Here is an 11963-nt window from a genome sequence, read left to right on the forward strand (position 1 = left end):
ACAGCTTCATTCCGCCCTGGTCAGGAGGAGCGATCATGACTCGGACCACGCGGGTACCGCGCACCCGGGGCGCTGTCTGCGGCACGCTGCTGGTTCTGCTGGGCCTCTGGGGCGGCCTCCTGCCCTTCGTGGGCCCCTACCTGGACTACGGGTTCGAGCCGGATGACCCCTGGTTCTACGACACCGACCGGCTCCAGCTCAGCGTCGCGCCCGCGGTGGCGACGGTATTCGGCGGGCTGGTCGTCCTGATCACCGCCAACCGCGCGTTCGCGATGTTCGGCGCGGGGCTGGCGGTACTCGGCGGCGCCTGGTTCACCGTCGGCGGGCCGGTCGCCGCACTCTGGGACGTGCCGGGCGTCGGCGCACCCCTCGGCACCGAGGAGGGACGGCGGGTCGCCGAGCAGCTCGCCGGGTTCACCGCGCTCGGCGTCGTCATCGTGTTCCTCGCCGCGCTCGCGCTCGGCCGGTTCGCGGTGGTCGGCGTCCGGGAGGCGGCCGCTGCCGAGGAGTCCGGTGCCGACGGGCCGCGCGGCTCCGGGACGACGCAGCCGCTGGTGTACGGGCGGTACGCCCGGGAGAACCCGCCGGCCGGGCCGCAGCCGCCACCGCCGCCGAGGGACCACCGGGTGGCCGGCGAGCAAGGCTGGGACCGCTAGCCGCCCACGTCAGCGGTCGCGGCCCCGCAGGGCACGCAAAGCGCCACCCGGACGGCGGCGAGGGGCGGGCTACTTCTTGGGCTTGCCGCGCTTCTCGCGGATCTTCATCGCGATGTCGAGGGGCGTGCCGGCGAAGCCGAACTCCTCCCGCAGCCGCCGCTCGATGAACCGCCGGTAGCCCTCTTCAAGGAACCCTGAGGTGAACAGCACGAACCGCGGCGGCCGCACCCCCGCCTGGGTCGCGAACAGCACACGCGGCTGCTTACCGCCGCGCACCGGATGCGGATGCGAGTTGACCAGGTCGGCGAAGAACTGGTTGAGCTTGGACGTCGGAACGCGGGTGCTCCACCCCTCCAGCGCCGTCTCGATGCCCGGCACCAGCTTCTCCATGTGCCGTCCGGTCTTGGCGGAGATGTTGACCCGCGGAGCCCAACGCGCGTTGTGCAGCTGCCGGTCGATCTCGCGCTCCAGATAGTGGCGGCGCTCCTCGTCCAGCAGGTCCCACTTGTTGTAGGCGACGACGAGGGCCCGGCCCGACTCGACCACCATCGAGATGATCCGCAGGTCCTGCTCGGCGAGCGGCTCGTCGGCGTCCACCAGGACGACCGCGACCTCGGCCCGCTCCAGCGCCGACCGGGTGCGCAGCGTCGCGTAGAAGTCGGCGCCCTGGTTCTCGCGGTGCCGTCGCCTGATCCCGGCCGTGTCGATGAACCGCCAGGTCTTCCCGCCCAGCTCGATCATCTCGTCGACCGGGTCGCGGGTCGTGCCGGCGACCGCGTCCACCACGGCCCGTCTCTCCCCCGCCAGCTGGTTCAGCAGGCTGGACTTGCCGACGTTCGGGCGCCCCAGCAGCGCGACCCGCCGGGGCCCGCCCGTCTCACCGAACGTCTCCGCCGGGGCCTCCTCGGGCAGCGCCTCCAGGACCGCGTCGAGGAGGTCGCCGCTGCCGCGCCCGTGCAGGGCGCTGACCGGGTGCGGCTCCCCGATGCCGAGCGACCACAGCACCGCCGCGTCGGCCTCGGCGCCCGTGTCGTCGACCTTGTTGGCGACCAGCACCACCGGCTTCCCGGAGCGGCGCAGGATCTCCACCACGGCCTCGTCCACGTCCGTCGCGCCGACGGTGGCGTCGACGACGAACATCACGACGTCGGCCAGCTCGACCGCCAGCCGTGCCTGCTCGGCGATCGCCGCGGCCAGCCCGGACGCATCCGGCAGCCAGCCGCCGGTGTCGACCACCGTGAACCGCCGCCCGGACCACGTCGCGTCGTAGGCGACCCGGTCCCGGGTGACGCCCGGCACGTCCTCCACGACCGCCTCGCGACGCCCGAGGATCCGGTTGACCAGCGTGGACTTGCCGACGTTCGGCCGCCCTACCACCGCCACGACCGGCGCGGGCCCCGCGTCCTCGGCGACGTCCTCGACGATGCCCGCCGTCTCGATCTCGTATTCAGTCATTCCGTTTGCCCCGAGGGGCTCATCCCGTCTCTTTCGCGAGGCGGACGACCGCCTCGATGACCTCGCCGAGCCCCAGCTCGGTCGAGTCGATCTCGTGCGCGTCCGCCGCCTTGGCCAGCGGTGACGCGGTGCGGGTGGAGTCGAGCCGGTCCCGCCGCGCCTGCTCGGCCAGGGTCAGGGTCACCGAGGCGCCGGGATCGGCGGCCGGGTCCTGTGCCCGGCGCAGGGCACGGGCCTCCTCGCTGGCGGTGAGGTACACCTTGACCTGGGCGTCCGGCGCGACGACGGTGCCGATGTCGCGTCCCTCCACCACGATCCCACCGATGCCGATGATCTCACGCTGGAGCGCGACCAGACGCGCCCGGACCGCCGGGACCGAGCTGACCGCGCTCACCGCGTTGGTGACCTCGCGGGAGCGGATCGGGCCGGACACGTCCGCGCCGTCCACCGTGATCGTGGGCGCGGCCGGGTCGGTGCCCGACTCCAGCACCGGCTCCAGGCTGCGGGCCGCGACGGCGCCCGCGTCCTCGACGGGCACGCCGTTAACCAGCATCCACCACGTCATGGCGCGGTACATGGCGCCGGTGTCGAGGTAACGCAGGCCGAGCGCGGCGGCGACGCCCCTGGACGCGCTGGACTTCCCCGACCCGGACGGGCCGTCCATGGCGATGACGAGCGGCACGAGCGCTCCCTTTCCTTCGGCGTCGGAGCGCCCGCCGGCACGGGCGGCGGCGGGCGAAGCGGGCGGCGGTGCGGAGGTGTTCCCGCAGGGGTCCCAACGCACCAGGCTACCGGCCCCCCGGGACCGCCGGGGCCGCCTGGACCACGCCGGATCAGCGCGGGACGGACCAGCCCCGGGCACGGAGCTCGGCGGCCAGCCGCTCGGCCTCCTCCGGGACGACCGCGATCTCCAGCACGCCCAGCGGGCGGCCCGGCGAGTGCTCGATCCGCAGGTCCTCGATGTTCACCTGGGCGATCCCCACCGCCTGGAAGATCATCGCCAGCTCACCGGGACGGTCCGGGACGACCACCTGGACGGTCGCGTAGGTGGACTGAACGCCGCCGTGCTTGCCCGGAATGCGCGACTGGCCGGCGTTCCCGCGCAACAGCAGGTCGGCGACATGGGTGGCGGCCTCCTCGCTGCCGTCGCGCAGCAGCGAGGCGGCGACGGCCAGGTCGGTGGCGACGGCCTCCAGGACGTCGGCGACGGGCGCGGAGTTGGCCGACAGGATCCCGATCCACAACCGGGGGTCGCTCGCGGCGATCCGGGTGACGTCCCGGACGCCCTGACCGGACAGGCCGAGCGCCACCTCGTCGGCACCGGTCAGCCGGGCGGCGACGGCCGCCGACACCACGTGCGGGGCGTGCGAGACGAGCGCGACCGCCCGGTCGTGCTCGGCGGCGTCCACCGCCACGGGCATCGCCCCGCAGCCCCGAGCGAGGGCCGTGACGATCTCGACCGCGTCGGGGGTGGCCTCGGGCGGTGCGCACAGCGCCCAGGGGCGGCCGAGGAACAGGTCCGCGCGGGCCGCCGACGGGCCCGACCGCTCACTGCCCGCGAGCGGATGGCCGGCGACGAACACCGACAGGTCACAGCCGAGATCGGCGGCCTGCGCCAGCGGCAGCGCCTTCACGCTCGCCACATCGGTGTAGGCCGCGGCCAGGCGGCGCTTCTGCGCGTCCAGGAGGGTGACGGCGACGGCGGCGGGCGGCACCGCGAGCACCGCGAGGTCGGCGGGCCCGTCGGGCGCGCCGTCCGGAAGCGGATCGCCCGCGCCCAGCTCGACGGCCAGCGACAGCGCCGCCGCGTCCCGGTCGGTCAGCAGCACCTCGGCGCCGCGCTCGCGCATCGCCAGCGCGATCGACGTGCCGATCAGCCCGGTCCCGACCACGATGATGCGTCGGCCGGTCATCCCCTCGTCCACCTTGTCACCCTATCGGCGGCACGCGGCCGGGCGCGCTGTGGCGCCACATCCGGGCGTGCAGTTGAACAGTCCCGGGTACTACCGCGCCCGCGTCACTGCGCGATGTCCAGGCGGAGCGCGGTGGCGCCGCGCAGGTAGACGTGCTGGACGTCCGCGCGGGGCCGGTCGGTCTCGATGTGCGCCATCAGCCGGATCACCCGGGGCAGCGCCCGCGGGACACCGATCTCCGTCGCGCACAGCAGCGGCACCTCGTGGAAGCCGAGCTTGCGCGCGGCGAGCGCCGGGAACTCCGCCGTCAGGTCCGGCGTGACCGTGAAGATCACGCTGATGACGTCGTCGGTGCTGAGCGCGTTGCGGGCCATCACCTCGGTGACCAGCTCCGTCGTGGCCTCCAGTATCTGGTCCCGGTCGTCGGCGTCGATCTGCGTCGCCCCCCGGACCGCGCGTACCGCCACTGTCGTCCCCCTCCGTCGGTGTGCTCTGGCCCTGTCCCCTGAAGTCCCGGTCCCTAGAGTCCCACGGCCTTGTAGAGCTCGCCGACCTCCCGGACGGTCAGCGCGCGCATGGTCCCCGGCTTCAGCGAGCCGAGCTTGATCGGCCCGAACTCGATGCGGGCGAGCTGCTGCACCGGGAACCCGGCCTCCTTCAGCAGCCGCCGGACGATGTGCTTGCGCCCCTCGTGCAAGGTGATCTCGACCAGCACCCGCCGCCCGACCTGGTCGAAGATGCGGAACGCGTCGGCCTTGGCGGGGCCGTCGTCGAGCGTCATCCCGGCCTTCAACCGCTTGCCGAGGTCACGCGGGATGGGCCCGTGCACCTCGGCCAGGTAGGTCTTGAAGACCCCGTACGAGGGGTGGGTGAGGCGGTGCGACAGCTCCCCGTCGTTGGTGAGCAGGATGAGACCCTCGGTGTCGGTGTCGAGGCGGCCAACGTGGAACAGCCGCTCGGGTACCTCCACGTAGTCGGCGAGGGACTTGCGGCCCCGCTCGTCGGCCATGGTGGATACCACCCCGCGTGGCTTGTTGATCGCGTAGTAGCGCATCTCGGCGCGGGTCTCGACGCGCCGGCCGTCCACGTGGATGACAGCGCGCCGGGGGTCGACGCGCTCACCGAACCGGAACACCTTCTTCCCGTCGACGGTGACGCGGCCCTCGCCGATCAGCTCCTCGCAGTGGCGGCGGCTGCCGATCCCGGCCTCGGCCAAGACCTTCTGCAGCCGCACGCCCTCGTTGTCGCTCACTTGTCCTCAACTATGTCTTCTGGCAGGTCGTCGGGAAGGTAGGGGGCGAGCTCGGGCAGCTCGCCGAGTTCGCGCAACCCCAGCCGCTCCAGGAAGTACCCGGTGGTCCGGTAGAGGTGCGCCTGCGTCTCCGGCTCCTGCCCGGCGTCCTCGATCAGGCCGCGCAGCGTCAGGGTCCGCATGACACCGTCGCTGTTGACACCCCGGATCGCCGACACACGCGCACGGCTGACCGGTTGCCGGTAGGCGACGACGGCGAGCGTTTCCAACGCGGCCTGGGTGAGCCGCGCCTGTTGGCCGTCGGTGACGAACCGTTCCACGACCGGAGCGCACACGTCCCGGGTGTAGAACCGCCAGCCGCCGGCGACCTCCCTGAGATCGAACCCCCGGCCTTGTTCAGTGTATTCCGCGGCCAGACCCCGCAGGGTCTCGGCGACCTCGCCGCGGGGCCGCTCCAGGAGCTGCGCGAGGGTGATCTCGGCGACCGGCTCGTCCACGACCAGCAGGATCGCCTCGATCGACGCCCGCAGGCCGGGCAGCTCGGGGCCGTCGCCGGCGGCGGGCTCCTCAGTCATCGTCCTCCCCGTCCCCGTCGCGCCCGGCCGGCGCGTCGTCCTTCTTCGGCTCCTGGGAGCCCTCGTAGTCGTCGCCGACCCGGATGTCGCCGTCGTCGGTACCGGTCCAGGTGACGTGCAGCTCTCCGAGGGGCTCCAGCTGCTCGAACGTGACCGCCTGCTCCCGGTACAGCTCCAGCAGCGCCAGGAAGCGGGCGACGACCTCGTAGGTGCCCTCGGCGTCGGACGCCAGGACGCGGAACGTGGTCCTGCGGAGCCGGCGCAGCCGCTCCACGACGATCGCTGCCTGCTCCTTGACGCTGGCCCTCGGCTGGTACATGTGCTCGACCGACACCGACGGCGGCGCCTTGGGGGCGAGTGCCTTGGCCGCCAGGCGCGCGAACTCCTCGGGACCGAGGCCGAGCAGCACCTCCGGCAGCAGGTTGGCGAACTTCGGCTCCATCGGCACCAGCCGCGGGAACCGCCGGTTCTGGTCGGCGATCCGCCCGGCGATGACCTGCGCGACCTCCTTGTAGGCGCGGTACTGCAGGAGCCGCGCGAACAGCAGGTCGCGGGCCTCCAGCAGCGCCAGATCCTCCTCGTCGTCGACCTCCCCGGACGGCAGCAGCCGCGCCGCCTTGAGGTCCAGCAGGGTCGCCGCGACCAGCAGGAAGTGGCTGGCCTGGTCGAGGTCCCATTCCTTGCCGTGCGAGCGGATGTGGGCGATGAAGTCGTCGGTGACCTTGTGCAGCGACACCTCGGTGATGTCGAGCTTGTGCTTGGAGATCAGCCCCAGCAGCAGGTCGAACGGGCCGTCGAAGTTGTCCAGGTGGACGTGGAACCCGTGCTCGTCCTCGCCCTGGTCCGGCTTCGGCGGCGTCTCGTCCACGCCGCTCACGGTAGCGGAGCCCACGTCAGGAGGTCTCGCGCCCGGTCATCCGGCGGATCAGGTCCGTCACCTCGGTTCGGGTGAACCTGCCGCTGATGGTCAGCGCGCCACCGGTGATCGGACCGCCGGCGATCTCCGGCGCGGCCAGGACCCGGCCGCCGACCACCATGGCGATCTGCCGGGTCGGGGTCCCTGGCGGGGCCTGGGCGGCCAGCCCGCTGAGCCGGGCGAAGCCCGCCGCGTCCGCCGTGTCCAGCGTCAGCTGGACGCCCCACGTCTGGCCGGTGGTGGGGCCGGGCGGAGCCACCTTGATCTCCTGGACGTGCGTCACCGTCATACCGCCGGGGGCCGGCCGGTAACAGGAGGTGCTCGTGGTGTCGGGGAGCGTCCCGGCTGCGCACGGTGGCTGAGTGATCGCCTCGACCTGCTGGAACCTCAGCGGTTCGCGCAGGTCGGCGGGCCCGGAGACCTCGGCGTCGGCGTCGCCGTCACGCAGGAGGAGATAACCGGCGACGCCCGCGACGAGCAGGAGGACCACCGCGGCCACGGCAACCAGGACGACGACGAGCCGCCCCGGGCCGCGCGAGGCGGACGGGGGCGGAAGCGGCGGGAAGGCGCCGGGCGGCGGAGGCCCGTACGGCGTTCCGGGGGGCTGGCCCATCTCGATCCCTACCGGCGGCAGGCCCTCACTCGACGTGCGCCCACCGTTCGAGCACCTCCCGCGCCAGGCCGCGGTAGGCGTTCGCCCCCATCGAGTTCGGGTCGAAGTAGGTGATCGGCTCACCCGCGACGGTCGCGTCGGGGAACCGCACCGTGCGATTGATGACGGTATGGAAGACCTTGTCGCCGAAGGCCTCGACGATGCGGCCGAGGACCTCGCGGGTGTGCAGGGTGCGCGAGTCGTACATGGTGCCGAGGACGCCGTCGATGACCAGGTCGGGGTTGATGCGCCCCTGCACCTTCTCGATGGTCTCCATCAGCAGCGCGACGCCGCGCATCGCGAAGTACTCGCACTCCAGCGGGATCAGCACGCCCTCGCTGGCGGCCAGCGCGTTGATGGTGAGCAGGCCGAGCGACGGCTGGCAGTCGATGAGGATGTAGTCGTAGTGCGGGATCGCCGACTTCAGCGATCCCTGGAGGATGTACTCGCGGCCGACCTCGTGGACGAGCTGGACCTCGGCACCCGACAAGTCGATGTTGCTGGGCAGCAGGTCCATGCCGTCGACGCCGGTCTCGATGACGACGTCCTCCCACTCGGTGTCCTTCTCGAGCAGCATGTTGTGGATCGTCAGGTCGAGCTGACGCGGGTCGCCCTTGCCGAGCCCGACCGACAGCGCCCCCTGGGGGTCGAAGTCGACGAGCAGGATACGGCGGCCGTACTCGGCGAGCGCCGCGCCCAGGTTGATGGTCGTGGTCGTCTTGCCGACGCCGCCCTTCTGGTTGCAGACGGCGACGATCCGCGCGGGCCCGTGCTCCGCGGGCGGCTCCGGTTCGGCAAAGACGGGCACGGGTCGCTGAGTGGGACCGAGGGCTCGGCTCGGATCGGTCTCTATGGTGGCGGAGGAGAGCACTCCCTCCGCACCCTTTGTGCTGGTCACCAGATCCCTCCCCGGACAGGCCGGAAACGCCATCCAGAACGGGGACTCTAGGCCCCCGCCCCCCGCGGCTCAAGCCGACGCGCGCCGATCGTCGGGAATTGTCAGCTCCGCGCGCGGGGATGCGAGGTGGCGTAGACCTCGCGCAGCAGCTGCACCGTGACGAGAGTGTAGACCTGTGTGGTCGTCACGGAGGCATGTCCGAGCAACTCCTGCACGACCCGCACGTCAGCGCCGCCGTCCAGCAGGTGGGTGGCGAAGGAGTGCCGCAGCGTGTGCGGGGAGACCTCCGACAGCCCGGCCCGTCCGGCGGCGGCGCGCAGCACCATCCAGGCGCCCTGCCGCGAGAGCCGCCCGCCGCGGGCGTTGAGGAACAGCGCGGGGCCGCCGCGTCCGGCGTGGGCCAGCTCGGGGCGAGCGCGGACGAGGTAGGCCTCCACCGCCTGCCGTGCGTAGTCACCGACAGGGACGATCCTCGCCTTTCCCCCCTTTCCCGCGACGCGCGCGAAGCCCTCCCGCAGGTCGAGGTCGTCGACGTCCAGGCCGACGGCCTCGGAGATCCGCGCACCGGACCCGTACAGCAGTTCCAGCAACGCGCGATCGCGCAGGCCGCGGGCGGCGCCGGCGTCGCCGTCGGACGGGCCGGCCGCCACGGCGAGGAGCCGCTCGACCTCGTCCAGGGAGATGGCCTTGGGCAACCGCCGGGGCGGCGTGGGCGGCTTGACGTCGTGCGCGGGATCACCCGACGCCAGGCCCTCGCGCAACGCGAACCGGTGCAGCCCGCGGACGGCGACGAGCGCCCGCGCCGCCGAGCCCGCCGACAGCGGCGGGTGGTCGGCATCGCCCTCACGCAGGCCCACCAGGAACGCCCGGACGTCGTCCTCGGTGATCTCGGCGATGGACGCGTGGCCCCGCGCGTCCTGCATGAGGGCGTAGCGGCGCAGGTCACGGCGGTAGGAGCTGAGGGTGTTGGCGGCCAGGCCGCGCTCGACGGCGAGGTGCCCGAGGTAGGTGCGCACGGCCGAGTCCAGCGGGGAACCCGTGCCGGCGTCTTCCGCGGGGGGCCGCGCGGCGCTCCGGCCGGTCGTGCTCGTGGACAGTGCGGCACCTCTTCTGGCGGTCGGGCGGGGCCGGTCGGCCGTGCGGGTCGTGCCCATCATGCCCCCTCCCGAACCCCCGGGAGACCTCATCCGCGCGGCGCCCGCGCCGCACGCGGGGCGTGGCCGCCGCCCGTCAGCCCTCGGGAGCGTCGACGGGCCGCAGGTCGCGGTAGCCACCGGCGCGGGCGGCGTGCACGGCGAGGATCCCCACCACCGCGACCATGTTGTGCACCTCGCCCGCGAGCACCTTCCGGACGGCCTCCTCCAGCGGGACCCACACGATGGGCATGTCCGCCTCCTCGTGCACCCGCTCGAAGTCGATCTCCACAGCGGGCACCTCGGTCAGCCCCCGGGCAAGGAAGATCCGGACACGCTCGTCCGACATGCCGGACGAGGGGAACACGTCGGCCAGGGTGTCCCAGCGGTCGGCGCGATAGCCGGCCTCTTCCAGCAGTTCCCGCTCGGCGAGCTTGTGCAGCGGCTCCCCGGCGACGTCGCGGAGCCCCGCGGGAGCCTCCCACAACAGGTGCCCGACGGGATGCCGGTACTGCCGCAGCAGCAGGACACGGTCCCGGTCGTCGAGGGCGAGGATCCCGACGGAGCCGGGATGCTCGATGACGTCCCGCCCGACGATCTCGGTGCCGTCGCCGCGCGGCATCTCCACCTGGTCGCGGCGGACCGCGAAGACGTGCCCCTCGAACGCGGTGTCCCGCCCGGTGACCGTCCACCGCTCCGGACGGTCGCGGACGTCGTCGGCGCTCACCGGGCGGTCACGCGACCGGCGTCGCCCTCCGGTCCCGTGCCCCCGCGGGCCTCGGCGTAGTCGAGCGCGGCGGAGACCAGCCCGAGGAACAGCGGGTGCGGACGGGTCGGCCGGGACCGGAACTCCGGGTGCGCCTGGGTGCCGACGAAGAACGGGTGCTGATCGCGGGGCAGCTCGACGTACTCGACGAGCCGCCCGTCGGGCGACAGCCCCGAGAACCGCAGACCGGCCTCCTCCAGCCTTTCGCGATAGCCGTTGTTCACCTCGTACCGGTGCCGGTGCCGTTCGGAGACCTTCGCCTCCCCGTACAGCTCCCGGACGGAGGATCCCTCGGCGAGATCCGCCGGGTAGAGGCCGAGCCGCATCGTCCCGCCCATGTCACGCTCCCCCGCGACGACGTCGAGCTGGTCGGCCATGGTCGCCACGACGGGGTGCGCCGTGGTCGCGTCGAACTCGGCGCTGCCGGCGTCGGCGAGCCCGCCGAGCGTCCGGGCCGCCTCGATGACCATGCACTGCAGGCCGAGGCAGATGCCGAGCAGCGGGATCCGGTTCTCACGGGCGTACCGGACCGCGCCGAGCTTGCCCTCGATCCCGCGGACCCCGAACCCGCCCGGGACGAGAACCCCGTCCACACCGTCCAGCTCACGCTTGGCGCCCTCGGGGGTCTCGCAATCGTCGCTCTTGACCCAGCGGATATGGACCTTCGCATCGTTGCCGAACCCGCCGTGCCGCAGCGCCTCGGTCACCGACAGATACGCATCGGGCAAGTCGATGTACTTGCCGACCAGCGCGATCGTGACCTCCCGCGCCGGCTTGTGGACACGGCGCAGCAGCTCGTCCCAGGCCCCCCAGTCGACGTCACGGAACGGCAGGCCGAGGCGGCGCACCACGTAGGCGTCCAGCCCCTCCGAGTGCAGCACCTTCGGGATGTCGTAGATGCTGGCGGCGTCGACGGCGGACACCACGGCCTCGCGGTCCACGTCGCACATCAGGCTGATCTTGTGCTTGAGCCCGTCGGTGATCGGCCGGTCCGAACGGCACACGATCGCGTCGGGCTGGATGCCGATCGAGCGCAGCGCGGCGACCGAGTGCTGCGTCGGCTTGGTCTTCAGCTCACCGGACGGCCCGATATAGGGCAGCAGCGACACGTGCAGGAAGAAGCAGTTGTCGCGCCCGATCTCGTGCCGGATCTGCCGGACCGACTCCAGGAACGGCAGCGACTCGATGTCCCCGACGGTCCCCCCGACCTCGGTGATCACGATGTCGACCTCCGGGTCGGTGGCCATGCCCCGGATCCGGTCCTTGATCTCATTGGTGATATGCGGGATGACCTGGACGGTATCCCCCAGATACTCCCCGCGCCGCTCCTTGGCGATCACATTCGAGTAGACCTGACCCGTGGTGACGTTGGCGGACCCGTGCAACTCGGTGTCCAGGAACCGCTCGTAGTGCCCGATGTCCAGATCGGTCTCGGCCCCGTCGTCGGTGACGAACACTTCACCGTGCTGGAAGGGATTCATCGTCCCGGGGTCGACGTTCAGGTAGGGATCGAGCTTCTGCATGGTGACCCGCAGGCCACGAAGTGCCAGAAGCCGCCCGAGACTGGACGCCGTCAGTCCCTTGCCGAGGCTTGAGGCGACGCCGCCGGTGACGAAGAGATGCTTGGTAGGTCGTGTGCTACCAGTGGCTGCCGAAGGCAAGAAGACACTCCCGTGGTCGTTGCGAGGCGGAACAGACTCACTGTCCACGGAGCACCAGCTTATTGCATAGTTCATGGCAGTGCCCT

The 11963-nt window shown here is 72.3% G+C and carries 13 protein-coding genes; 1 reads left to right on the forward strand and 12 read right to left on the reverse strand.

Features of this window, described 5'->3' with window-relative positions; genetic code table 11:
* Nucleotides 1-35 precede the first annotated feature (35 nt).
* Nucleotides 36-656 (forward strand): hypothetical protein, encoded by a 621-nt coding sequence (locus AMA02S_RS26225; protein WP_067462586.1) that lies wholly within the window; start codon nucleotides 36-38, stop codon nucleotides 654-656.
* A 69-nt stretch (nucleotides 657-725) separates the two neighbouring features.
* Here the strand turns inward: AMA02S_RS26225 and der are convergent, their stop codons facing one another.
* The 12 genes from der to pyrG form a co-directional block, all read right to left on the reverse strand.
* Entirely contained in the window at nucleotides 726-2111 is a 1386-nt protein-coding gene (gene der, locus AMA02S_RS26230) for a ribosome biogenesis GTPase Der (RefSeq protein WP_067462589.1), read from the reverse strand.
* Nucleotides 2112-2130: 19 nt separating this feature from the next.
* On the reverse strand, nucleotides 2131-2793 hold the full coding sequence (gene cmk, locus AMA02S_RS26235) for a (d)CMP kinase (protein WP_245667842.1): 663 nt from the start codon (nucleotides 2791-2793) through the stop codon (nucleotides 2131-2133).
* 151 nt (nucleotides 2794-2944) lie between these two features.
* The gene (locus AMA02S_RS26240) at nucleotides 2945-4024 is read right to left on the reverse strand and encodes a prephenate dehydrogenase (RefSeq protein WP_067462592.1); all 1080 of its coding nucleotides are present in this window, start codon (nucleotides 4022-4024) and stop codon (nucleotides 2945-2947) included.
* A gap of 104 nt (nucleotides 4025-4128) precedes the next feature.
* Nucleotides 4129-4491, reverse strand: a complete 363-nt coding sequence (gene aroH / locus AMA02S_RS26245) for a chorismate mutase (RefSeq protein ID WP_067462595.1) — start codon at nucleotides 4489-4491, stop codon at nucleotides 4129-4131.
* Nucleotides 4492-4544: 53 nt separating this feature from the next.
* Nucleotides 4545-5276, reverse strand: coding sequence for a pseudouridine synthase (locus AMA02S_RS26250; protein WP_067462598.1), 732 nt, complete (start codon nucleotides 5274-5276; stop codon nucleotides 4545-4547).
* Complete coding sequence (scpB, locus tag AMA02S_RS26255) at nucleotides 5273-5851, reverse strand: SMC-Scp complex subunit ScpB (protein WP_067462601.1); 579 nt, start codon at nucleotides 5849-5851, stop codon at nucleotides 5273-5275. The genes AMA02S_RS26250 and scpB overlap by 4 nt, the downstream gene beginning before the upstream one ends.
* Nucleotides 5844-6719, reverse strand: a complete 876-nt coding sequence (locus AMA02S_RS26260) for a segregation and condensation protein A (RefSeq protein WP_067463453.1) — start codon at nucleotides 6717-6719, stop codon at nucleotides 5844-5846. Before AMA02S_RS26260 ends, scpB begins: the two co-directional genes overlap by 8 nt.
* Nucleotides 6720-6744: 25 nt before the next feature.
* Nucleotides 6745-7380 (reverse strand): SecDF P1 head subdomain-containing protein, encoded by a 636-nt coding sequence (locus AMA02S_RS26265; RefSeq protein WP_067462604.1) that lies wholly within the window; start codon nucleotides 7378-7380, stop codon nucleotides 6745-6747.
* 25 nt (nucleotides 7381-7405) lie between these two features.
* Complete coding sequence (locus tag AMA02S_RS26270) at nucleotides 7406-8272, reverse strand: ParA family protein (RefSeq protein ID WP_245667868.1); 867 nt, start codon at nucleotides 8270-8272, stop codon at nucleotides 7406-7408.
* 146 nt (nucleotides 8273-8418) lie between these two features.
* Nucleotides 8419-9474 (reverse strand): site-specific tyrosine recombinase XerD, encoded by a 1056-nt coding sequence (gene xerD / locus AMA02S_RS26275; RefSeq protein ID WP_245667843.1) that lies wholly within the window; start codon nucleotides 9472-9474, stop codon nucleotides 8419-8421.
* 73 nt (nucleotides 9475-9547) lie between these two features.
* Entirely contained in the window at nucleotides 9548-10177 is a 630-nt protein-coding gene (locus AMA02S_RS26280) for an NUDIX domain-containing protein (protein WP_067462610.1), read from the reverse strand.
* Nucleotides 10174-11877 carry a CTP synthase gene (gene pyrG, locus AMA02S_RS26285; RefSeq protein ID WP_067462613.1) on the reverse strand — a complete coding sequence of 568 codons (1704 nt, stop codon included), beginning with the start codon at nucleotides 11875-11877 and terminating at the stop codon, nucleotides 10174-10176. The genes AMA02S_RS26280 and pyrG overlap by 4 nt, the downstream gene beginning before the upstream one ends.
* Between the last annotated feature and the right edge of the window lie 86 nt (nucleotides 11878-11963).

Source organism: Actinomadura macra NBRC 14102 (assembly GCF_001552215.1).
Classification (GTDB): Bacteria; Actinomycetota; Actinomycetes; order Streptosporangiales; family Streptosporangiaceae; genus Spirillospora; species Spirillospora macra.